This is a genomic window from Acidovorax sp. 100 (genome assembly GCF_003688355.1).
Lineage (GTDB): Bacteria > Pseudomonadota > Gammaproteobacteria > Burkholderiales > Burkholderiaceae_C > Acidovorax > Acidovorax delafieldii.
Genome location: NZ_REFD01000001.1, coordinates 1,676,554 through 1,697,498 on the forward strand (window position 1 = coordinate 1,676,554; position 20,945 = coordinate 1,697,498).

At 66.5% G+C, this 20,945-nt stretch carries 19 protein-coding genes and 1 other RNA gene; 9 read left to right on the plus strand and 11 right to left on the minus strand.

Going from position 1 to position 20,945, the window contains the following annotated elements:
• The first annotated feature begins 192 nt into the window (after positions 1-192).
• Both rtcR and rnpB read left to right on the plus strand, forming a co-directional pair.
• On the plus strand, positions 193-1,827 hold the full coding sequence (rtcR, locus tag C8C96_RS07890; RefSeq protein WP_121941969.1) for an RNA repair transcriptional activator RtcR: 1,635 nt from the start codon (positions 193-195) through the stop codon (positions 1,825-1,827).
• A 10-nt stretch (positions 1,828-1,837) separates the two neighbouring features.
• An RNA gene (gene rnpB, locus C8C96_RS07895) (RNase P RNA component class A) lies at positions 1,838-2,177 on the plus strand.
• Between the two features lie 66 nt (positions 2,178-2,243).
• Here rnpB and C8C96_RS07900 read toward each other — a convergent pair.
• From C8C96_RS07900 to C8C96_RS07925, 6 genes are all read right to left on the minus strand, one after another.
• Entirely contained in the window at positions 2,244-3,467 is a 1,224-nt protein-coding gene (locus tag C8C96_RS07900) for a M48 family metallopeptidase (protein ID WP_121941970.1), read from the minus strand.
• A 2-nt stretch (positions 3,468-3,469) separates the two neighbouring features.
• Positions 3,470-4,735, minus strand: a complete 1,266-nt coding sequence (locus C8C96_RS07905) for a YjgN family protein (protein ID WP_056059294.1) — start codon at positions 4,733-4,735, stop codon at positions 3,470-3,472.
• 335 nt (positions 4,736-5,070) lie between these two features.
• Positions 5,071-5,865: an rRNA pseudouridine synthase gene (locus C8C96_RS07910; RefSeq protein ID WP_108497158.1), complete on the minus strand. Its 795-nt coding sequence runs from the start codon at positions 5,863-5,865 to the stop codon at positions 5,071-5,073.
• Between the two features lie 31 nt (positions 5,866-5,896).
• Positions 5,897-7,594 carry an MBL fold metallo-hydrolase gene (locus C8C96_RS07915; protein WP_121941971.1) on the minus strand — a complete coding sequence of 566 codons (1,698 nt, stop codon included), beginning with the start codon at positions 7,592-7,594 and terminating at the stop codon, positions 5,897-5,899.
• A gap of 80 nt (positions 7,595-7,674) precedes the next feature.
• The gene (locus C8C96_RS07920; RefSeq protein ID WP_056059285.1) at positions 7,675-8,427 is read right to left on the minus strand and encodes an Asp/Glu racemase; all 753 of its coding nucleotides are present in this window, start codon (positions 8,425-8,427) and stop codon (positions 7,675-7,677) included.
• Between the two features lie 92 nt (positions 8,428-8,519).
• Positions 8,520-9,482 carry a tripartite tricarboxylate transporter substrate binding protein gene (locus C8C96_RS07925; protein WP_052952277.1) on the minus strand — a complete coding sequence of 321 codons (963 nt, stop codon included), beginning with the start codon at positions 9,480-9,482 and terminating at the stop codon, positions 8,520-8,522.
• A 98-nt stretch (positions 9,483-9,580) separates the two neighbouring features.
• On the opposite strand from C8C96_RS07925, the gene C8C96_RS07930 reads away from it, so the two are divergent.
• The gene (locus C8C96_RS07930; protein WP_056745290.1) at positions 9,581-10,450 is read left to right on the plus strand and encodes a LysR substrate-binding domain-containing protein; all 870 of its coding nucleotides are present in this window, start codon (positions 9,581-9,583) and stop codon (positions 10,448-10,450) included.
• A gap of 7 nt (positions 10,451-10,457) precedes the next feature.
• On the opposite strand, the gene C8C96_RS07935 is transcribed toward C8C96_RS07930, so the two are convergent.
• Positions 10,458-11,660 carry an MFS transporter gene (locus C8C96_RS07935; RefSeq protein WP_056059279.1) on the minus strand — a complete coding sequence of 401 codons (1,203 nt, stop codon included), beginning with the start codon at positions 11,658-11,660 and terminating at the stop codon, positions 10,458-10,460.
• Between the two features lie 124 nt (positions 11,661-11,784).
• Between C8C96_RS07935 and C8C96_RS07940 the strand changes: the two genes are divergently transcribed.
• A complete protein-coding gene (locus C8C96_RS07940) occupies positions 11,785-12,669 on the plus strand; it encodes a LysR family transcriptional regulator (protein ID WP_099731232.1) in 885 nt (294 codons plus the stop codon).
• A 25-nt stretch (positions 12,670-12,694) separates the two neighbouring features.
• Here the strand turns inward: C8C96_RS07940 and C8C96_RS07945 are convergent, their stop codons facing one another.
• Complete coding sequence (locus C8C96_RS07945) at positions 12,695-12,892, minus strand: hypothetical protein (protein WP_015012532.1); 198 nt, start codon at positions 12,890-12,892, stop codon at positions 12,695-12,697.
• Positions 12,893-13,012: 120 nt separating this feature from the next.
• Positions 13,013-13,717, minus strand: a complete 705-nt coding sequence (locus C8C96_RS07950) for a glutathione S-transferase N-terminal domain-containing protein (protein ID WP_121941972.1) — start codon at positions 13,715-13,717, stop codon at positions 13,013-13,015.
• A gap of 95 nt (positions 13,718-13,812) precedes the next feature.
• Between C8C96_RS07950 and dapF the strand changes: the two genes are divergently transcribed.
• The 4 genes from dapF to lepB all read left to right on the plus strand — a co-directional run bounded on the left by dapF (position 13,813) and on the right by lepB (position 17,201).
• Positions 13,813-14,694 carry a diaminopimelate epimerase gene (dapF, locus tag C8C96_RS07955; RefSeq protein ID WP_121941973.1) on the plus strand — a complete coding sequence of 294 codons (882 nt, stop codon included), beginning with the start codon at positions 13,813-13,815 and terminating at the stop codon, positions 14,692-14,694.
• The gene (locus C8C96_RS07960) at positions 14,691-15,380 is read left to right on the plus strand and encodes a DUF484 family protein (protein WP_056059265.1); all 690 of its coding nucleotides are present in this window, start codon (positions 14,691-14,693) and stop codon (positions 15,378-15,380) included. Before dapF ends, C8C96_RS07960 begins: the two co-directional genes overlap by 4 nt.
• Positions 15,381-15,436: 56 nt before the next feature.
• Positions 15,437-16,414 (plus strand): tyrosine recombinase XerC, encoded by a 978-nt coding sequence (locus tag C8C96_RS07965; RefSeq protein ID WP_121941974.1) that lies wholly within the window; start codon positions 15,437-15,439, stop codon positions 16,412-16,414.
• 118 nt (positions 16,415-16,532) lie between these two features.
• A complete protein-coding gene (lepB, locus tag C8C96_RS07970) occupies positions 16,533-17,201 on the plus strand; it encodes a signal peptidase I (protein ID WP_082522360.1) in 669 nt (222 codons plus the stop codon).
• Positions 17,202-17,248: 47 nt separating this feature from the next.
• Here lepB and C8C96_RS07975 read toward each other — a convergent pair whose 3' ends face one another.
• Entirely contained in the window at positions 17,249-18,904 is a 1,656-nt protein-coding gene (locus C8C96_RS07975) for a methyl-accepting chemotaxis protein (RefSeq protein WP_056745281.1), read from the minus strand.
• A gap of 32 nt (positions 18,905-18,936) precedes the next feature.
• A complete protein-coding gene (locus C8C96_RS07980; protein ID WP_121941975.1) occupies positions 18,937-19,464 on the minus strand; it encodes a chemotaxis protein CheW in 528 nt (175 codons plus the stop codon).
• A 228-nt stretch (positions 19,465-19,692) separates the two neighbouring features.
• Between C8C96_RS07980 and C8C96_RS07985 the strand changes: the two genes are divergently transcribed.
• The gene (locus tag C8C96_RS07985; protein ID WP_099731228.1) at positions 19,693-20,928 is read left to right on the plus strand and encodes a class I SAM-dependent rRNA methyltransferase; all 1,236 of its coding nucleotides are present in this window, start codon (positions 19,693-19,695) and stop codon (positions 20,926-20,928) included.
• Positions 20,929-20,945 lie beyond the last annotated feature (17 nt).

The following is a 20,945-nucleotide window of genomic DNA, read 5'->3' on the forward strand; positions in this document are numbered from 1 at the left end:
CCCAGCCTGTGAGCGGTCACCGCTTGCGCTGGATGCTTCTTCTATTGCCAGATGTGTGCCAGCTTGTGGTGAGTGGTATTCAACTTGCGCAAGCTGTTGATTTGTATGGTGATATTTTTGTTTTGCGAAATTGGTGTGGTATGCGCTTTTCAGAATAACTAGAATGAAAGCTAGTTAGATAGACAAAAATAAATGCGCAAAAACAAGGTGGTCATAGGATTCCTTGGCACCCAGCTCGACTCCGGCCGGGGCGCCGGGCGGTGGGAGAAATGGCGCCCCACCGTATCGCTGGTGCAGCATGAGGACGTGGTGATCGAGCGGCTGGAGCTGCTCTACACACCACCGCACCGCGAGCTGGCCCACCAGGTGCGCGCTGACATGGCGACTGCCTCGCCCGAGACCACGGTGAACCTGGTGCCGCTGCCCATTGCCGACCCGTGGGACTTTGGCGAGGTCTATGCCCAGCTGTACGACTGGACGCAGGCCTACCGCTTTGACACCGAGCGCGAGGAGTACTGGACGCACATCACCACCGGCACGCACGTCGCGCAGATCTGCCTGTTCCTGCTGGTGGAGTCGCGCCGCATTCCGGGTGTGCTGGTGCAGACCTCTCCGCCCAAGCGCCAGCAGATGGGCAACCCTGGCAGCTACACGCTGATCGACCTGGACCTCTCTCGCTACGACGTGATCGCGCAGCGCTTCGGCGAGGAGCAGCAGGATGCGGTGCAGTTCCTCAAAAGCGGCATTGCCACGCGCAATGCGCGCTTCAACGCGCTGATCGACGAGGTGGAGCGGGTGGCGGTGCGCTCGCGCGCGCCCATCCTGTTCACCGGGCCCACGGGCGCAGGCAAGTCGCACCTGGCGCGGCGCATGTATGAGCTGAAAAAATCCCGCCACCAGGTCGAGGGCGAATTTGTGGAGGTGAACTGCGCCACGCTGCATGGCGATGGCGCGGCGTCCACCCTGTTCGGCCACAAGAAAGGCTCGTTCACCGGCGCTGCGGCCGACCGTGCGGGTTTGCTGCGTACGGCGCACAAGGGGGTGTTGTTCCTCGACGAGATTGGTGAGCTGGGCCCGGACGAGCAGGCCATGCTGCTCAAGGCGGTGGAGGAAAAACGCTTCTACCCCCTGGGCAGCGACCGCGAGGTGGAGAGCGACTTCCAGTTGGTGGCGGGCACCAACCGCGACCTGCGCACCGAGGTGGCCGTCGGCCGCTTTCGTGAGGACCTGTTTGCGCGTATCAACCTCTGGAGCTATGTGCTGCCGGGCCTGGCCCAGCGACCCGAAGACATCGAGCCCAACGTGGAGCACCTGCTGGTGCGTGCGGGCACGGAACTGGGACGCAGCGTGCGCTTTTCCAACGAAGCGCGCGCCGCCTACCTGCGCTATGCCCAGTCGCCCGAAGCGTTGTGGACCGGCAACTTTCGCGACCTGTCGGCCAGCGTCACGCGCCTGGCCACGCTGGCTGACAGCGGTCGCATCGGCCTGCCCCTGGTCGAGGCCGAGATCGCCCGTTTGCGCTGGCTGTGGCAGCCCGCCAGCGATGCGCGCAGCGGGCTGGCATCTGCAACAGGGACGGTGGGACGCGACGAACTCGCGGCCCTGTTGGGCGACGAGGCGGTGGAATCCATGGACCTCTTCGACCAGCTCCAACTGGCGGCGGTGCTGCAGGTCTGCCGCCAATCGCGCACTTTGTCGGACGCGGGGCGCCTGCTGTTCCAGGCCTCGCGCACGCAGCGCACGGTGGTCAATGACGCGGACCGGCTGCGCAAGTATCTTGTGCGCTTTGGTCTGGACTGGGATCGCGTCGTGGCCGCTGGGCGATAATCCCATGCGTGAAGCACGCCAGACCGCCGCTGGTGCAATCTGGGAAACCAGGCACTGGAGGAACGTCCGGACTGCACAGGACAGCGTAGCAGCTAACGGCTGCCCACCGTGAGGTGAGGATCAGAGCAACAGAGACGAGTCCCGGGGGAGTGCCGCAAGGCAAACCACCGGGGGTGAAACGGGCAATCTCTACGCGCAGCAATACCAAGTAGGCCAGCGTTGATGTGGTTCCGCAGAGCTGGCGGGTAGGTAGCACCGAGCCGTGGTGGCGACACCCGGCCCAGATTAATGGCGGTCACACTGCGGGCAACCGTGGTGCACAGAATCCGGCTTATCGGCGCGCTTCACACTTTATTTTTACCCCGACTTGCCAAGGGTCGTGTGGTGAGCACGCCGCCCCTGTGGCGCGTCTGTGTTCAGTTTTTTGCGCAATGGGGGGCTTGCCCCTGCTCCAGCTCTGTTGCACGCTCCACCGTGTCGGGGTGGCTGCTCAGCAGCGACCAGACAGGGTGCGAGCCGATCTCCTGAGCCACCTTGCGCTGGCGCGCTGCATCGGGTGTGCTGGCCCCGGAGGAGGGCGCCGATGCTGCGGCGGTCGGGCCCTTGCCCTGGTCTTTTTTCTGGGCCTCTTCGTTGTCCTCATCGCGCGCAATCGCCAGCAGCAGTTGGCCCATGGGCGCTGTGGGCAGTGCGGCGTGGCGCATGACGGCGATGGCATAGCAGTCGGCCTCGCGCTCATGGCTGCGGCTGTAGGCCAGGCCGGTCAGCAAGGATGCACCCGTAGAAACGATGCCGGACACATCGCCCAGCGCCAGCCCCAGGCCCATGTTGAGCACGCCCTGCTGCACCACCATGCGCGTGGTGTGGCGCTGCACCACGTGGCCGACCTCGTGGGCCAGCACGCCCACCAATGCGTTGTCGTCCAGGCCCTTGTCGGCCGCTGCCTTCACGATGCCGTCGGTCATCACGATTTTGCCGCCGGGCAGCGCAAAGGCATTGGCGCCCATGCCGGATCGGAACTCCAGGGACAAAGGCGGCCGGTAGCCGGCGTAACGCTGCAGGCCAGGGGGTGTTTGCTGCACCAGGGCGTCAAAACGCGCCTTGAGCTGGTCTTGTCGGGCCGAAGGCAGCTTGCTGGGCTTCAGGGTGCCGTTGTCCATCTGCTGGAGCACGTTCTCGGCCACGCTGGTCTCCCAGCTGATGGGCACAAACCGCGTGAGCTGCGTGGCCGCCCAGGGTGTGCCGTAGCGGTAGAACAGCGTGAGGCCAATGACGGCGGCGGCCGTCACGCCCAGCAGCACGGGCCAGCGGGTCTGCATGCGTTGTGCGATGCCGGGGCGTTCGCCCGCTGCTGCCAGGGCAGCGCGCCACTCGGCCACGGCGTCGATCTCGACGCTGCCGTGGTCGCGCAGATCGACGACCACGCGGGGCTGCGGCTTGCGCTCGTTCCAGGCCTCGGGCCAGCCCACCTGTTTCCAGGCAAAGACCACAGGCTCGGCCCCGGGCTGTGAGAGCGGGTGCAGCACCAAGGAGGGGCCTTGCGGCGTGGGCCGCAGGCTCACCACCACGGCCCGGGCCTTGCTGCTCTGGCCATCGAACCAGCGCCCGGGGACGAGGGCTGGGTGCGCAGATGCCGACATGTTCAACCGATAAGGTCGAGGCCAGCCGCATCCGCCAGCGCATCGCCCAGGCCCCCCTGCTGCTGGCGCACCATGGCACCGGTCACCTGCTCCACGCCGCCCTTGACGTGCAGGGTGACGGACTCGCACTTCATGCGGTACTCGCTGACCCGCGCAAACGGGCGGTACAGCCCCAGCGTCAGCAGGGTAAGCAGCATGTTCTTGATGCGCAGCCACACGTAGCGGCCGCTCTTGAGGTGGCACTTGAAGCGGGCCACGTGGCTCACGCCGATGTTGTTCCACATCAGCTGGAACATGCGCGCCTCGCGGTATGCGCGGGCCGGTGCCGACGCCAGGATCAGCATGAAGATACCCGCGATGATGGACACGATGATCACCACAAACATCCACAGGCCCAGGCGGTCGCTCTGGCTGGCTACCAGGGCGATGGAGCTGCCTGCGAGGATGCCGATCAGCGCCGAGAACCCCACCACGCACAGGATGAACACAGCCACGGTGGCCATCCACACCTTGACGAAGTCCATGTACACGGGCTTCCAGCGGCCTCGCTCGGCGCCCACCTGGGCCTTGAGCACCAAGAGGCTCTTGAAGTTGTATTCGGTGCGGATCACGCACAGCACCGACAGCACCAGGCCCAGCAGCACCAGGCCGCCCATGGCGGGCGTGAAGCGGGGCATGGGTTGTTTCTTGCCCTCTTCTTCGATGGCCTCCAGCGCCTGGGCCAGGTCGGGCGACAGCAGCTGCAGACCATAAAACACGCCAAACCACACCAGCGCCAGCGCAAACACAGGCCAGCTGGCGATGTAGACCTCTTTCCAGCTGGCCGTGAACTGCAGTCGCAGCCCGCGCCACCGCGTGGCGCCCAGGCGAAACCGCATGGCGCTGGCCCAGATGAAGGGCGCCAGCGCCGCGCCCGCCAGCAGGAACAGGCCCACCGCCGTGTCCTGCCCGGTGTTGGCGGCCAGGTTGTAGGCAATGGTCAGCAGCATCAGCAGCACAAAGCCCATCACCATCTTGCGTTGCTGCGCGGTGAATTCGAGGGGGCTGCCGGCCACCAGCGTGTGGCTGTAGAAATACTGGGCGGTGCGGCGGCGCGCCCAGGGGGTGTAGATGCCCAGCGTGACGATGGACAGCAGCACGTTGACGATCCAGACCCGGAAATACTCGCCCCCGCTGCCCGTGAACTCGAGCGGGTGGGCATCGATGTTCATCGGCATGAAGGTGGACATCGGCCCCGCAGCGCCGCCAGACGATTGGTTTGTGTTCATGAACTCCCTCCAGAGTGCTGCGCAGTGTAGCAGCGGTGCGGATCGAAGGAATTCAAATGAAAAAGGCTTGAAGCGCTTGTTGTAAAAGCGCTGGTAGCTATGTTTTCAGGAGCATATGTGCTTGACTTGTCCGGTGCGCATCGGCAGGGTGCGGCTGGGCCCGCAAGCCCTTAGGGCAACGCTGAACAAGTCCCTCGCGCACCGCGCGCCCCTGCTTTGGGCGGTCTGCCGCGTTGCAAATCCTCGCGATAGCTACGGCTATCGCTGTGGTTTGCGCCTTGCATCCCATCCCAAATCAGGGCGCGCGCCACTGCGAGGACTTATTCAGCGTTGCCTTAGAACTTCTCCCAAGGCTGCAGGTAGCGCCACTGCCCCTCGGGCACCTTGGCCAGCGGCACGCGGCCGATGCGGATGCGCTTCATGCCCACCACCGTCAGGCCCACCGCCTCGCACATGGCCGGGATCTGGCCCGGGCGGATGCCCTTGAGCGCAAAGCGCAGCTTGGTTTCGTTCTGCCAGCTCACCTTGATGGGGGGCAGGGGGCGGCCATTGAACGTGAGGCCATGGCACAGGCGCTGCAGGCCATTGGGCGCGATGTCGCCCTTGACCTCGACGATGCACTCCTGCTCCAGCGACTCGATGTCTTCGGCCAGTTTGCGCGCGATGCGCTTGTCTTGCGTGTACACCACGAGGCCGCTGGCCTCGGTGGGCAGCGGGGTGAAGCATTCGAGCTGCTTGAAGTGGCGCTGCAGCACGCGGATGCCCGAGGCGTCTTCCGGCAGGTGGGACGCCGCGCTGAGCAGCGTGAGCGCCTGTTGCGCACCCTGACTGCGGCTTGCGTGGGCCGCCTGCCCGGTGGGGGCGCCCGGCAGGCCCAGGCCGGCTTCAAACCCTGCGGGCTTGTGCAGCAGCAAGGTCACTGGAGTCAGCTCCAGCAGGCTGGCATCGGGTGCAACCGTCACGGCCTGATCGGGGCGCACGCGCGCGCCGGGGGCCTCCTCGATCTGGCCGTCCACGCTCACAAAGCCGCCCTCGATGAATTGCTCGGCCGTGCTGCGCGAGCAGCTCAGCTGTTCGGCCACGCGTTTGGCCAGGCGGATGTGGGTGGGGTCGGGGTTCTTGTCGGTCATTGAATGAAGGCGGTCTTGGTGTTCTTGTGGCTCAGTTGTTGCAGGGTTGCAGCGAGCGAATGCGCTCCACATGCGCCAGCAGCGAGCGCTGGGCCACGGGCCACATGCGCGGCGGTACGTCGTCATAGGCGTGGCGCACCCAGTCGTCCATGCTGCCCTGGGGCAGGGCCTGCATGGCAGCCAGCACCTTGGCCTCGCGCGCCAGGCGGTGGGCCCTGAGCTTGGCGATGGCATTGCGGGCACCGAGGACCGGGCCCCCCAGCACGTAGCCATGCGCGGGCAGGATGAACTCCACGCCGTGTTCGGCGCACACGGCATCCAGCCGGTCCAGCGAATCCAGGTAGTCGGCCATGTTGCCGTCCGGTGGGTCGATCACCGTGGTGCTGCCGTTCAGGATGTGGTCACCACTGAACAGCAGCGCGTCTTCCACCAGCAGCAGGCACAGGTGGTTGGCGGCATGGCCCGGGGTGTGGATCACCTGCAGGGTGTGGGTGATTTTGCCCTCAGGCGCTAGTCCTTCAAGCACAAGCAGCTCATTATTTTGTAGCGCCCGGTCGGGGGTGAACTGGCTGGCCGCGCGGGCCGTGGGGGCCGACGGCAGGCCCAGAACGGGCGGGCGTGCCTTGCCGGCCTGCACACACATCGCCTGCAGCGGCGCCGCGCCGGGAGAATGGTCGGCGTGCGAGTGGGTGCACACAATCATGCGGATGTCGCCCCCCGCTGCACGCCAGAGCTTGTCAAGGTGCTCGGCATCGGCCGGGCCGGGGTCGATGGCGATGAAGCCCGTGGCCGGGTCGCCCACCAGATAGCTGTTGGTGCCAGGGCCGGTCATCACGCCGGGGTTGGGGGCGGTCAGGCGCATCACGTTGCGCAGCAACGGCACGGGGCGCTCGGTCTGCCAGTCCAGCGGGTGCACGATCTGCCCGTCGGGGCAGACCAGCGCCAGCTCGCCAAACGGCATGTCGTCCTCCATGTAGCGCGCTTCCTTGCCTGCCAGCAGGCCTGCGCGCGGGCAGCTGACCCACAGGGGCTGCTCGTGCGCGACGGCGTCCAGCACTGCCTGGGTGCTGGCAAATTGGGCCAGGCGCTGCAGCGTGCGGATGGTCGGGAAGATCATGAAGAACTGCCCTGCCTCGTGCCGCGCCAGCGCGTCGGCAGGGCGCACCCACACGGGCTCGAACTGCTCTGCCTCGTCGGCCACGGGCTCCTGGCCCTCGGGCATGCGGGCCACCAGAAAGGGCACTTCAAAGCGGCGCGCCAGGTCACGGTCGGCCGTCCAGTGGGCCAGCAGGTACACCCCGTCGGCCGCCAGGCGCAGTCCGCGTGCGGCGCACTGCGCGGCAAACGGCAGGTGGCGGTCGATGGCGGCAATGTCCTGCGCATCGGCCATCTGCCCTTGGCGGGGGCCTTCTGCATGGCGCGCCAGCAATACGCCCAGCTCTTCAAAACTCTCGCGGATGGCGGCAATCGCCTGGGTAAGTTGCTGGTCGCTTTGGGTGGGGCGCCGGTCGGCGGCGGCGTGCGTAGCGGGTGCTGCGTCCAGCGCATCAATGCCACCGCCGGGGAACACATACGCGCCAGGCGCAAAACTGGCCGTGGCCGAGCGCCGGGTCATGAGGACTTCGAGCCCGCCGCCGCCAGGCACATCGCGCAGCAGCAGCACGGTGGCAGCGGGGCGGGTGGCTACCGGTTCTCGGTGGGGGTGGAGTTGTTGGCTGGAGCGGGGCATCGGGCCATTATCCGGCGTTGCCCTGCAGCCTGCCCGCCAGCTGCTTTCGTCAACGGACCGGCCTCCTGCCCTTGGGGAGGTCAGTAGGCGCCAGAGAGCAGGGCCCCTGCGTTGGGTACCCGCGTTTCCAGCCCCAGGCGCTTGAGCATCGCCCAGGTGGTGCAGGCTGCAGCGGACACGACAGGAATGCCCAACTGGTCCTGTGCCATCTGCACGGACGCCAGCGAGGGCATCTGCACGCAGGCCGAGATCACCACCACGTCCACGCCGCGCGTGTCCAGCCGTTGCACCAGCTGGGCCGGGGCGGCGGGGTCCTGCGCGCCCACCTGCAGGTTGTCGGCAATTTCCAGCGACAGGCTGTCGTGCACGGCAATGCCCTCGTGCTCGATGTAGTCCACCACCAGTTGGGTCAGCGGCTTCATATAGGGCGTGAGCACCGACACCTTCTTCGCGCCCATGGCCTCGAGCCCTTCGACCAGCGCGCCTGCGCTGGACACCACGGGCGCTGGCTTGCCATTGGCCACGGTGACCTCATGCAGCCGCTTTTCGGATGCGCGGTGGTAGCCCAGGCCCATGCTCATGATGGCCACGAGGCAGGCATAGCCCATCACGTCCATCTTGCCGTCCGACAGCTCCAGTGCGCAGCGGTCGGAGTCGCGGTCCATCGCGGCCAGCTCTTCCTTGGTGACCTTCTGCATGCGCATGCGGCTGGCGTGGAAGCTGAAGCGCTCGGGCAGGATCTGCTCGCGGGCGCGCAGCATGGCCGGGATCTCGGTCTCCATGGTGGTGTTGGAGCTGGGCACGATCTGCCCGATGCGGTAGGTGCGTTGCATGGTGGTCTTTCAGGAGTCAATGGGCAAAGCGCTGCCCGCCCGGCGCGCGGAGCGCCGGAAATGGGGTCGCGCAGGGGATGTCTGTGGGCCGGTCAGTCGGCCTTGATACCGGCGGCCTTGATGGTCTTGGCCCAGTAGGCGGTTTCGGTCTTCACCAGCTCACCGAGGGCGTCGGGCGGCAGGTAGCGCAGTTCGATGCCGGCAGCGTCGGCGCGCTGGCGCGTCTCGGGCATGTCGAGCGCCTTCTTCACATCGGCCGTGAGCTTGGCCACCACGGCGGGTGGCGTGGCGGCCGGGGCGAACAGGCCCACCCAGGCTTCGAGCTTGAAGTCGGGCATGCCGGCCTCGGCCACGGTGGGCACGTTGGGCAGGCCCGGGTGGCGCTTGGTGCCGGTGACGGCAAAGGCCTTGAGCTTGCCGCTGACCACATGCTGCATGACCGACGGTGGCGTGGTGATGAACACCTGCACCTGGCCCGCCAGCACATCGGCCACCGCAGGGCCCGAGCCACGGTAGGGGATGTGGGTCATGAAGGTGCCGCTTTGCTGCTTGAAGATCTCGGTGCCGATGTGCGACAGCGAGCCGTTGCCCTGCGAGGCGTAGTTCACCTTGCCCGGATTGGCCTTGAGGTAGGCGATGAATTCCTTGAGGTTGTTGGCTGGCACCGAGGGGTGAGCGGCAATCACGTTGGTGGCCACGGTGAGCAGCGCGACGGGGGCGAAGTCCTTGGCCTCCCAGGGCAGGCTGGGGGTGAGGGCCGGGTTGCCCACGTGGTAGGCCGAGTACGAGATCAGCAGGTTGTAGCCATCGGGTTTTGCGCGGGCCACGGCGCCGTAGGCCACGTTGCCGCTGCCGCCCGCCTTGTTGTCGATCACCACCGGCTGGCCGATGACACGCGCCAACGGCTCGTTGAGCAGGCGGGCCGAGGTGTCCACCACGCCGCCGGGCGGGTTGGGCACGGTGAGCGTGATGGCCTTGCTGGGGTAGTTGTCTTGCGCCATGGCCAGGCCCGAGAGGGCCAGCGTGGCAGCCAGCAGGCTGTGCTTGATCGTCATGTTCGTCTCCACCAGATGTTGTAGTGAAGGTATTGTGGAAACAAGCGAATCCGCAGTCCAATATATTGTTGGTCTTGATCAAGACCTGAAAAGTATCAATGGAACTGCGCCATCTGCGTTACTTCGTCGCCCTGGCGGAAGAGCTGAGCTTCACACGCGCCGCGCAGCGCCTGCATGTCTCGCAGCCGCCGCTGAGCCTGCAGATCGCCCAGCTGGAACAAGAACTGGGCGCCCAGCTCTTCGTGCGCACCAGCCGGCGCGTGGAGCTGACGCTGGCAGGCCAGGCCTATCTGGTGGATGCACGCGCGGTGCTGGAGCGGCTGGACACGGCGCGCCAGCGTGTGGCGGCCATCGGCCAGGGGCAGGCCGGGCGCATTGAAGTGGGGCTGTCGGGCTCGCATTTCCTCGGGCCGTTTCCGGCGGCGCTGGCGCGCTACCGGCAAAGCCACCCGGGCGTGGATGTGGTGCTGCACGAGATGCAGCCTTCGCTGCAGCAGGCGGCCCTGCGCGACAAACGCATCGATGTGGGCATCTCGCGCACGGCCGTCAACGACGACCAGCTCGCCAGCACCCTGCTGTGGCCCGACCCTGTGGTGGCGGCTTTGCCGCCCGGCCACCCGCTGGCGGCGCGCAAGGCACTGGCCTTGAAGGATCTGCGCAGCGAGGCCTTCGTGATGCTGCGCCGCGACTCGTCGGCCCATGCCGAGCACATGGTGCAGTGCTGCGTGCAGGCCGGCTTTGCGCCCCAGGTGGCGCAGACCACGGTGGAGCTGGCGGCCGTGCTGAGCCTGGTGGCGGCCGGGCTGGGCGTGGCCCTGGTGCCGTCGTCTCTGGGCATGCTGTTCGGGCCGCGCGTGGTGTTCAAGCCCCTGGGCGCCAAAGCGCCGCGCGCCGATGTGCATGCGGTGCAGCGGCGCGACGACCTGCTGGGCGTGGTGCCGGCTTTCGTGCGGGTGATGGCGGGCTGACGTGGGCTCAGTGCCCCACAGGCACCACACCAGCGGCACGCACGGGGATGCCGCTGCGCCGGTCCAGCACACCGCTCCAGTGCGTGAGGGCCAGCGACACCAGCACCACCAGCGCACCGATCCACGGCGTGTGCTGCAGGCCCAGGTGCGTCACGATCAGACCACCGGCCCACGCGGCGCCGGCGATGCCCAGGTTGAACGCTGCGATGTTCAGGCCCGATGCCACGTCCACCGCCTGCGGCGTGAAGCGCTCGGCCTGCTTGACCACATACACCTGCAGCCCCGGCACATTGCCGAATGCCACGGCGCCCCACAGCAGCACGGTGCCCACAGCCAGCCAGGGGTGGGGCGCGGTGAACTGCAGCAGCAGCAACACGGCCGCCAGCAGCGCAAAGATGATGCGCAGCGCCGGGATGGGGCCCAGCCGGTCGGCCAGCTTGCCGCCCCAGAGGTTGCCCACGGCCACGGACACGCCGTACACCAGCATCACCCAGCCCACCGAACCCGCGCTGAACCCCGAGATGTCGGTGAGGATGGGCGCGAGAAAGGTGAACGGAATGAAGGTGCCGCCGTAGCCGATGGCCGTCTTGGCATATACCAGCAGCAGGCGCGGCTCGGCCAGCACCTTGGCCTGCTGCAGCAGCGAGGCGGGCGGGGTATGCGCCAGGTTGCGCGGCACGAAGAGGGCGCTGCCGATGAAGGCTGCCGCGCCCAGGGTTGACACGGCCAGGAAGGTTTCGCGCCAGCCAAAGTGCTGGCCGATGAAGGTACCCAGCGGCACGCCCGTGACCAGGGCCACCGTGAGGCCGGTGAACATGATGGCAATCGCACTTGCGGCCTTTTCGCGCGGCACAAGGCCGGTGGCGATGGTCGAGCCGATCGAGAAGAACACGCCATGCGCCAGCCCGGTGAGGATGCGCGCGGCCACCAGTGTCTCGTAGCTGGGGGCCTGCCAGGCCAGCAGGTTGCCGGCGGTGAACAAGGCCATCAGCGCCAGCAGCAGCGCCTTGCGCGGCAGCTTGCCCGTGAGTGCGGTGAGCACCGGGGCGCCGACGGCGACCCCCAGGGCGTACAGGCTGACCAGCAGGCCCGCCGAGGGGATGCTGATGGAAAGGTCTGCCGCCACGGTGGGCAGCAGGCCAACGATCACGAACTCGGTCGTGCCGATGGCAAAAGCGCTGAGCGTCAGCGCGAGCAAGGCAATGGGCATGGGAACACTCCAGTTTTCAGGCTTTCGGGCTCTGGAGTGTGGGTGTTTGGGTCTTGCAGAAAAAGAGGGTGAGGCGCCATTGATAATTGACTGAAAATCAACAATCAAAGCGCCAGGAGCTCCCATGAAAACCACGCTGGAAGAACTGCAGGCCTTTGTCGCCGTGGTGGATGGCGGTTCGATCACGGCCGCAGCTGACGCACTGGGCCAGACTGTCTCTGGCATCAGCCGGGCACTGGCGCGGCTGGAGAAAAAGCTGGACACCACGCTGCTTCGCCGCACCACGCGCCGCACTGAGCTGACCGAGGAGGGCCAGGCCTTTTTGCAGCGCACGCGCGCCATCCTGGCCTCCATCGACGACGCCGAGGAGCACATGGCTGCGCGCCGCCAGCAGCCCGCAGGCCGCCTGCGGGTGAATGCCGCCACGCCCTTCATGCTGCATGCCGTGGTGCCCCTGGTGCCAGCGTTTCGCGAGGCGTATCCGCAGATCACGCTGCAACTGGACACGGACGAAACGTACATCGACCTGCTGGAGCGGCGCACGGACGTGGCCATCCGCATCGGACAACTCCAGGACTCCACCCTGCACGCGCGCCCCCTGTGCACCAGCCGCGTGCGAGTGCTGGCCAGTCCCGACTACCTGGCGCGGACGGGCAGGCCCAAGAGCGTGGCGGACCTGGCCCGGCACACGCTGCTGGGCTTTCACCAGCCTGAGTCGCTTAACCACTGGCCGCTGCGGGGCGAGCATGGCGATGCTTGGCCCATCGTGCCCAGCCTCACCGCGTCGAACGGCGAAACGTTGCGCCAGCTCGCGCTGCAGGGGGTGGGCATCGTGTGCCTGTCCGATTTCATGACGGCCGGTGACCGTGCGCGTGGCGACCTGGTGCAGGTGCTGGCCAAGGACACGGTGGAGGTGCGCCAGCCCATCAGCGCGGTGTACTACCGCAACACGCAGCTGGCGGCACGCATCGCGTGTTTTCTGGATTTTCTGCAGGAGCGTCTGGGCTGAGCAGGCCTGCCTTGCAGGCTCGCCGTTAGCGCAATGCGCGCAGCTGCTGCAGGCGAAGGAGCACCGCGTCGATGACGGCATTGGCACCCTCCACATCGCAGCTCCACAGCATTTCCAGCAACTCGATCAAGGCGATGGCGTTCGTTTCCTGCAGCGCTGCACGGGCGGCAGCTTGCAGGTCGTGCAGGTCCAGATCCTGAAGAACATCAACGGTCAATCCCATGGGGCACTCCCTGTTTTTTTGAGGAGGCCCATGGTAGGTGCGTGGCGGCCGGGTGCCGGGCTGCGCGGCATGATCAAGATCAAGGGCCGATGAGAAACCCAGGCGCCCTGGCGCCCGCCGTCAGCCGCGTGCCGGAATCGCCAGCCCCCGGGCCACCGCCGGGCGCGCCACAAACGCATCGAGCACGCGCTGCACTTCGGCGAACTGGCCAAACTCCACCAAGTCGCCCGCGCCATAGAAGCCGATGAGGTTGCGCACCCAGGGCAGGATGGCAATGTCGGCGATGGTGTACTGGTCGCCCATCACCCATGGGCGGCCCGCCAGGCGCTCGTCCAGCACCTTGAGCAGGCGCTTCGATTCAGCGACATACCGGTCGCGCGGGCGCTTGTCCTCATAGTCCTTGCCCGCAAACTTGTGGAAGAACCCAAGCTGGCCAAACATGGGGCCCACGCCGCCCATCTGCCACATCACCCACTGCAGGGTCTCGTAGCGCCCTGCGGTGTCCTGCGGCATCAGCTGGCCGGTCTTGCTGGCCAGGTACACCAGGATGGCGCCGGACTCGAACAGCGCCAGCGGCTGGCCGTCCGGGCCGTTCGGGTCCAGGATGGCCGGGATCTTGTTGTTGGGGTTGAGCGAGAGAAACTCGGGGGAGGTCTGGTCGTTGGTCTCAAAGCTCACCAGGTGGGGCTCGTAGGGCAGGCCCAGTTCTTCCAGTGCAATCGACACCTTCACGCCGTTGGGCGTGGGCAGGGAATACAGCTGGATGCGGTTGGGGTGCCGGGCGGGCCATTTGCGGGTGATGGCAAAAGCGGACAGATCGGTCATGCGAGGTTCCTGAAAAAGCCGGTGGAATCGAGAGAAGCTGCCAAGCGTAAGCCCGCACGTGGTTTGGCGCAGGGGCGGGGCCATAATCCCATCCCATGCAGATTCGCTTCACCAAAATGCAGGGCGCGGGCAACGATTTTGTGGTGCTCGACGAAACCCAGGGCCGCCTGGGGCTGAACACGGCCCAATACCGCTTCCTGGCAGATCGACACTTCGGTGTCGGGGCCGACCAGATCCTCACCGTGCGGCCTTCTCCTGGTGACGGCATTGACTTCGAATACGTGATCCACAACGCCGACGGCGGCGAGGTGGAGCAGTGTGGCAACGGCGCGCGCTGCTTTGCGCGCTTTGTGCATGACCGGGGCCTGTCGGGCAAGGACACCATCCGCGTGCAGACCAAAAGCGGCGTGATCGCGCCCCGCCTCACGGGCGACGGCCGCGTCACGGTGGACATGGGGCGTCCCGAGTTCAACCCCGCCCAGGTGCCGTTCGACACCACCGGTCTCACGTCCGTGCAGCAGGGTTTGGGGCAAAAATGGCCGCTGGCGCTAGAAGAATATGCCCCTGGTGCTTCTGTTTTAATAGCTGTTGCCTCTATGGGCAACCCGCATGCGGTGCAGCTGGTGGACAACGTGGACACCGCTCCGGTCGCGCAGACCGGGCCGCTGATCGAGCGCCACGCGCGCTTCCCCCAGCGGGTGAACGCCGGCTACCTGCAGATCGTGGACCGCTCCCATGTGCGCCTGCGTGTGTTCGAGCGCGGCGCAGGCGAGACCCTGGCCTGTGGCACCGGCGCCTGCGCGGCAGTGGCCAGCGGCATCCGCCTGGGGCTGCTCGACCCCGAGGTGCAGGTGGACACGCGCGGCGGCCGCCTCACCATTGCGTGGAGCGGTGCCGACACCGATTCCGTTTTCATGACAGGCCCCGCCACCACGGTGTTCGAGGGCCAGATCGACATTCCCGACACGCTCGTATGACTACCCACATCCCACCGATCACCGAAGACGACATCGCCCAGTTCCTCACCAACACGCCCGGCTTCTTCGAGCGCCATGCCGAGGTGCTGGCCAGTGTGCAGATCACCAGCCCGCACGGCGCGCGTGCGGTGAGCCTGCAGGAGCGCCAGGCCGAGATGCTGCGCGAGAAGATCAAGGGTCTGGAGCATCGCATCATGGAAATGGTGCGCAACAGCACCGAAAACGCCGCCATTGCCCAGAAGGTGCACCAATGGACTGGCAGCCTGCTGCAGGTGCGCGACCCGTTCGACCTGCCCCAGGCCGTGGTCGATGGCGTGCGCACCCTCTTCGACGTGCCCCAGGCGGCGGTGCGTGTATGGGAGGTGGCAGCGCCTTATATCGACGCCGACTTCACCCAGGGCGCGAGCGAGGACGCGCGGGCCTTTGCGTCGTCGCTGACCATGCCGTTCTGCGGGCCCAACCTGGGTTTTGAGCCTGCGGGCTGGCTGGCGCAAGAGGCCGGTGAACCCGCACAGTCGCTGGCCCTGCTGCCGCTGCGCGCAGGCGCCATCGACAGCGCCACGCCTGCGTTTGGCCTGCTGGTGCTGGGGTCGCACGATCCACAGCGTTTTGATGCCACGATGGGCACCGACTTTTTGTCGCGCATGGCAGAGCTGGCGAGCGCAGCCCTTCTGCGGCTTCAGTAAGCAGTCGCAAGCCCCGCCGCCATTGCCAACCCAACGGCGTCTCAGCCACGGCCCCCATGCCTGAAACGCCCGCGGCACCCACCACGCTCGACCCCCATGTCCTGCGTTATCTGGAACATGTGCGCGTCGAAAAGCGGCTGGCTGCGCGCACGCTCACGCTCTACACCCTCGACCTCGAAAAACTGGCGCAGTTTGCGGCCAGCGTGAATGTGCCGATGCTGCAGTTGCAAACCGCTCACATTCGCCGCTTCGTCGCGCAGATGCACAGCGGCGGCCGCAGCGGGCGGGGCATCGCGCTCATCCTGTCGGGCTGGCGCGGCTTTTTCATCTGGGCGGGGCGGCAGGGGCTGATCCCGCACAACCCGGTGCAGGACGTGCGCGCCCCCAAGGCACCCAAGCCTTTGCCCAAGGCGCTGGGGGTGGACGACGCCGTGCGGCTGGCCGAATTCGACAACACCGGCGCCGACCCCTGGCTCGAGGCGCGCGATGCAGCCATGGTGGAGCTGCTGTACGGCTGCGGCCTGCGCGTGGGCGAACTGGCGGGGCTCGATGCCATCCCCAACGCCGACACCCAGCGCCAGGGCCGTGGCTGGGTGGACCTGCAAGCGGGCGAGGCCCATGTGTTCGGCAAGGGCAGCAAGCGGCGCAGCGTGCCGGTGGGCGCGGCTGCCACAGCCGCGCTGCAGGCCTGGCTGCAGCTGCGGGCCACACCGTTTGGGGTCGAGGGCTCTGTGCGGCTGGACACCGCCCTGTTCGTGGGCCAGCGCGGCAAACGCCTTACCGCCCAGTCCATCTGGCTGCGCCTGCGCCAGCGCAGCCAGCAGGCGGGGCTGACCACGCCGGTGCACCCGCACATGCTGCGCCACTCGTTTGCCAGCCACCTGCTGCAAAGCAGTGGCGACCTGCGTGCGGTGCAGGAGCTGCTGGGGCACGCCAACATCACGACCACGCAGGTGTACACGCGGCTCGACTTTCAGCACCTGGCCAAGGTGTATGACGCGGCCCACCCGCGCGCGCGAAAGAAATCCCCCTGAGTTGCCGTGCGGCGTCCCTCCAAAGGGCGGCGCGCCTGCTGGCCTGGCGGAACCAAGTGACAACCAGGCGCCTCCGAGCAACGTGGCGCCCGCTGTGGAGCGCCCTGGAGTTGTCCTCATGCTGCTGAAATGGATCCAATCGAACCGGTGGTTCATCGTGTTGCTGTTGTGCTTTGGTGTTTTTCGCACTGCAGTGGCCGACTGGAATCCCATCCCTTCGGGCTCGATGCGGCCCACGCTGCTGGAGGGGGACGTGGTGCTGGTCAATCGCCTGGCCTACGACCTCAAGCTGCCGCTCACGGACATGATCCTGGCACACATCGATGATCCGCAGCGCGGCGATGTGGTCACCTTCTCGTCCCCGCTGGATGGCACCCGCCTGATCAAGCGCATTGCGGCCTTGCCCGGAGACACGGTGGAGATGCGCAACGAGGTGCTCTACATCAACGGCCAGGCGGCCGAATACGAGATGCCCGATTCTGTGCAGGAGCCGGTGCTGCCAGGTCACACGCTCACGGCCACGCGCTGGACAGAGCGCCTGCTGGGGCATGAGCGCCGTGTGCAGTGGCTGCAGGGCGTGACTGCGCGCAGCAGCTTCGATCCGGTGCAGGTGCCCGAGGGCGAATACCTGGTGCTGGGTGACAACCGGGACAACAGTGCCGACTCGCGCTACATCGGCCTGGTGCCACGCCATCTGCTCATCGGGCAGGCGCACCGCGTGCTGCTGTCGGCCGATGTGCTGGGCCACTGGGCGCCGCGCCTGGAGCGCTTTGGCAAGGCGCTGTAGTCCCTCCAGTTCATCAGGGGCGCGGCCTGCACGCCTGGCCGCGCGGCTCAGACGGCTGCCATCGGCGGATGGGCGTGACCGAGCGAGGGGCGGCGTACGGGCCGGTGCTGCGCGACAGCAAGTGGCTCATGGACGTGGACGAGGGCTTGGACCGCAGGCAGCTTGAAGGTGGCAACCGTGTCGACCAGTTCGCCCGCCTGCTGGTTCAGGCTGGCAGCGGCTGCGGCCATTTCTTCCACCAGTGCGGCGTTTTGCTGTGTGGCCTGGTCCATCTGCGTTACCGCTTCGTTGATCTGGTCCACCCCCTGGCTCTGTTCGGTGCTGGCGGCAGTGATATCGCCCATGATGTCGGTGACACGGCGGATGGAGGCAACGACCTCACTCATGGTTTGACCGGCGCGGTCCACCAGGGCAGACCCGGCTTCCACGCGCTCCACGCTGGTTCCGATCAGGCCCTTGATCTCGCGGGAGGCCTCGGCCGAGCGGCTCGCCAGCACGCGCACCTCGGTGGCCACCACGGCAAAGCCCCGGCCCTGGTCGCCGGCGCGGGCGGCCTCCACCGCCGCGTTCAGCGCCAGGATATTGGTCTGGAACGCGATGGAGTCGATGACCCCGATGATCTCGGAGATCTTGTTGCTGCTGTCGTTGATGTCCTTCATGGTGCGCACCACGTCAGCCACCACCTCGCCACCCTGCACTGCAATCGAGGTGGCGGTCTGGGCCAGCTGGTTGGCCTGGCGGGAGTTCTCGGCGTTCTGGCGCACAGTGGCGTTGAGCTGCTCCATGGAGGCGGCTGTCTCTTCGAGCGCACTGGCTTGCTCTTCGGTGCGCGAAGACAGGTCGTTGTTGCCCTGTGCGATTTGTTCCGAAGCGCTGGCTACGTTGATGGAGCTCTGGTGCACCATGGCTACCATGGTGGCAAGGCTGTCCTGCATGCGCTTGAGTTGCGCCATCAGGCTGGAGGTGTCGCCGGGCCTGAGGTCAATGGCCACGGTCAGGTCGCCGTGCGCCACGCTGCGCGCCAGTGCGGCAGCAGTGCCCGGCTCGGTGCCCAACTGGCCCACGATGCTGCGGGTCACGAGGTAGCCAAAGCCCAGGGCGAATAGCACACCACTGGCAATAGCCAGCGCCACGAACCATCGCGTATTGGCATAGGACTCGACCGCTTGGTCATACTCCTTGCGCGCGGTGTCCAGTTGCACCTGCACCAGAGCGCCCAGCACGTCTTGCAGCGGATCGAGTGCGGGGTACATCTCTCGTGCTGCATAGTCGGTCAGGCCCGGCAGGTCCTTGTTACCGATCAGGTTTTCCAGCGCTTGGACGGCGCCATCGGCTTTGGGCTGCAGCTCTTTGAATTGGGCTGCCAAGCGCACTTCGTCGGCCACCAGCTCGGTCGCCAGATAGGCGTTCCAGTTGTCACTGATGTCCTTCTTGGCTCTGGCGATCGAATCCAACCCTTGCTGCGGGGTGAGCGCGCCGTCGCGCACCTTGTGTGCGGTATCCACTACGTTCACGGCGTACGCGTCTGACACCAGCTTGATCTGTTTGAGTGGCACCACGCGGTCCTGGTACACGGTATTGAGCCCCGCGTTGGCGCGCTGCATGCCGGTGAGGCCTGCGCTGCCGATCACAACGGTCAGCACGCAAAGTACGGCCAGCAGCAGAGACAGGCGGGTAGAAATCTTCAGGTCATTGAAGTTCATGATTAGCAGTTCCTTGTGGGTGATGCAGCCGCTCAGTGGCTGGTGGCAGGTGTATCACTCGCTACCGATTTGGCAAGAAATTTCTCGATATCGAGCAGGATCAGCATGCGCGGGCCGACCGAGCCGATGGCCAGCAGGTGTTCGGGCTTGACGTCGCCGCGCAGGGCGGGCACGGGGCGCAGCTGTTCGCGCTCAAGCGTGAGCACGTCGGACACGCCGTCCACCACCACACCCACCGTCCGCTGGCCGATGTGCAGCACGATCACCACCTTCAGGTGGTCGTACTGCACAGCGGTCTGGCCCAGCTTCAGGCGCAGGTCGAGGATGGGCACGATCACGCCGCGCAGGTTCATCACGCCCAAAAGCTCACCGGTCGCGTTGGCGATGGTGGTGGGCTTCTCGTACGACCGGATCTCCTGCACGCGCAGGATGTCCACCCCGTATTCCTCGTTGCCTATCTTGAAGGCCAGAAATTCGCGAAGGTCGGTCATCACGGCCTGGGCCGTGCCGGGCGCGGGGGCCAGGCGGGTGATGCTGGGGCGTGTGGCAGAGGTGGTCATCGGAGTGTTTGTGATAAAAATGATAATTTACGCAATTTTATCGATTGCAAATCATATTTGTCAAATATGCGATTTCAATGCGGCAGATCGGCTGCGTTCCTGCCGGGCTGGGAAGGGCTGGCTGGGCCTGCCTGATGGGGGTGTGACCAGGGGCGTGGGTAGCTTTTGCGCGCAGTTTTCCATCGGCGGGTGGCTCACCCGTGCCCGCCAGCACGCACAATCCGGGTCATGAAAACCCTTCGACTCCGCGCGGGCAAAGAGCGCTCGCTGTTGCGCCGCCATCCCTGGATCTTTGAATCGGCCATCGCCAAGGGCGGCGGCGACAGCGGCGAGACCGTGCGCGTGGAATCGCACGAAGGCCAGTTTCTGGCCTGGGCTGCGTACAGCCCCAGCTCGCGCATCCGTGCCCGGGTGTGGAGCTTTGATGAGGCACAACGCATTGATGCTCCGTTTTTTATAGCTGCTTGCGCACGTTCCATCATCGCCAGGGCACGTTTTGACGTGCAAAGCGATGGCGTACGTCTGGTGCATGGCGAGTCCGACGGCCTGCCCGGGCTCATCGTGGACCGCTATGGCGATACGCTGGTGGCGCAGTTCACCAGCGCCGGCACCGAGCGCTGGAAGGGCGTGATTGCCGATGCGCTGCTGCGCGAAACGGGGCTGACCAAGCTCTACGAGCGCTCGGATGCCAGCGTGCGTTCGCTGGAGGGCCTGGAGCCCGCCACCGGCTGGCTGCGCGGTGGGCCCACGGGTGCGGCAGGTGATGGCGAGGGGCCGCCGCTCGAACTCACGATCCGTGAACACCAGTGGCGTCTGACGCTCAACATCGCTGAGGGCCACAAGACCGGCTTCTATCTGGACCAGCGCGACAGCCGCCAGCGGTTTGCCGACTACACCCAGCGCCTGGGCTTCAAGCATGTGCTCAACTGCTTTTGCTACACCGGCGGCTTCAGCGTGGCGGCGCTGGCGGGCATGCGTGCAGCGGGCACTGTGGCCGACGGGCACGTGACCTCCATCGATTCCTCGGGCCCGGCCCTGGAGCGCGCCCGGGCCCATGTGGCGCTCAACGGGTTTGATCCGAACCGGGCCACCTTCCTCGATGCCGACGTGAATGCCTCGCTGCGCCAGTTCCTCAAGGAAGGCCAGCGCTTTGACGCCATCATCCTGGACCCGCCCAAGTTCGCCCCCACGGCGGCCCACGCCGAGCGGGCCGCGCGCGCCTACAAGGACATCAACCGGCTGGCGCTGCAGTTGCTGTCGCCCGGCGGGGTGCTGTTCACCTTCTCGTGCTCAGGCGGCATCAGCGCCGACCTGTTCCACAAGATCGTGGCCTCGGCTGGCGCCGATGCGGGGGTGGACGGCTACATCCTGGAGCGCCTGGGCGGCGCGCCCGACCACCCGATGACGCTGGAGTTTCCGGAGGGCGAGTACCTCAAGGGGCTGGTGGTGATGCGCAAGGGGTGAGCTTTCCGGTGCCAGCA

Excerpts from the sequence above, each read along its gene's own strand:
- C8C96_RS07975 (WP_056745281.1), bottom strand. The coding sequence starts at position 18,904 with ATGAACTTCAATGACCTGAAGATTTCTACCCGCCTGTCTCTGCTGCTG.
- C8C96_RS07905 (WP_056059294.1), bottom strand. The coding sequence starts at position 4,735 with ATGAACACAAACCAATCGTCTGGCGGCGCTGCGGGGCCGATGTCCACC.
- dapF (WP_121941973.1), top strand. The coding sequence starts at position 13,813 with ATGCAGATTCGCTTCACCAAAATGCAGGGCGCGGGCAACGATTTTGTG.
- C8C96_RS07930 (WP_056745290.1), top strand. The coding sequence starts at position 9,581 with ATGGAACTGCGCCATCTGCGTTACTTCGTCGCCCTGGCGGAAGAGCTG.
- C8C96_RS07910 (WP_108497158.1), bottom strand. The coding sequence starts at position 5,865 with ATGACCGACAAGAACCCCGACCCCACCCACATCCGCCTGGCCAAACGC.
- C8C96_RS07935 (WP_056059279.1), bottom strand. The coding sequence starts at position 11,660 with ATGCCCATTGCCTTGCTCGCGCTGACGCTCAGCGCTTTTGCCATCGGC.
- C8C96_RS07960 (WP_056059265.1), top strand. The coding sequence starts at position 14,691 with ATGACTACCCACATCCCACCGATCACCGAAGACGACATCGCCCAGTTC.
- C8C96_RS07925 (WP_052952277.1), bottom strand. The coding sequence starts at position 9,482 with ATGACGATCAAGCACAGCCTGCTGGCTGCCACGCTGGCCCTCTCGGGC.
- C8C96_RS07985 (WP_099731228.1), top strand. The coding sequence starts at position 19,693 with ATGAAAACCCTTCGACTCCGCGCGGGCAAAGAGCGCTCGCTGTTGCGC.
- C8C96_RS07900 (WP_121941970.1), bottom strand. The coding sequence starts at position 3,467 with ATGTCGGCATCTGCGCACCCAGCCCTCGTCCCCGGGCGCTGGTTCGAT.
- C8C96_RS07940 (WP_099731232.1), top strand. The coding sequence starts at position 11,785 with ATGAAAACCACGCTGGAAGAACTGCAGGCCTTTGTCGCCGTGGTGGAT.
- rtcR (WP_121941969.1), top strand. The coding sequence starts at position 193 with ATGCGCAAAAACAAGGTGGTCATAGGATTCCTTGGCACCCAGCTCGAC.
- C8C96_RS07965 (WP_121941974.1), top strand. The coding sequence starts at position 15,437 with ATGCCTGAAACGCCCGCGGCACCCACCACGCTCGACCCCCATGTCCTG.
- C8C96_RS07915 (WP_121941971.1), bottom strand. The coding sequence starts at position 7,594 with ATGCCCCGCTCCAGCCAACAACTCCACCCCCACCGAGAACCGGTAGCC.
- C8C96_RS07980 (WP_121941975.1), bottom strand. The coding sequence starts at position 19,464 with ATGACCACCTCTGCCACACGCCCCAGCATCACCCGCCTGGCCCCCGCG.
- C8C96_RS07920 (WP_056059285.1), bottom strand. The coding sequence starts at position 8,427 with ATGCAACGCACCTACCGCATCGGGCAGATCGTGCCCAGCTCCAACACC.
- C8C96_RS07945 (WP_015012532.1), bottom strand. The coding sequence starts at position 12,892 with ATGGGATTGACCGTTGATGTTCTTCAGGATCTGGACCTGCACGACCTG.
- C8C96_RS07950 (WP_121941972.1), bottom strand. The coding sequence starts at position 13,717 with ATGACCGATCTGTCCGCTTTTGCCATCACCCGCAAATGGCCCGCCCGG.
- lepB (WP_082522360.1), top strand. The coding sequence starts at position 16,533 with ATGCTGCTGAAATGGATCCAATCGAACCGGTGGTTCATCGTGTTGCTG.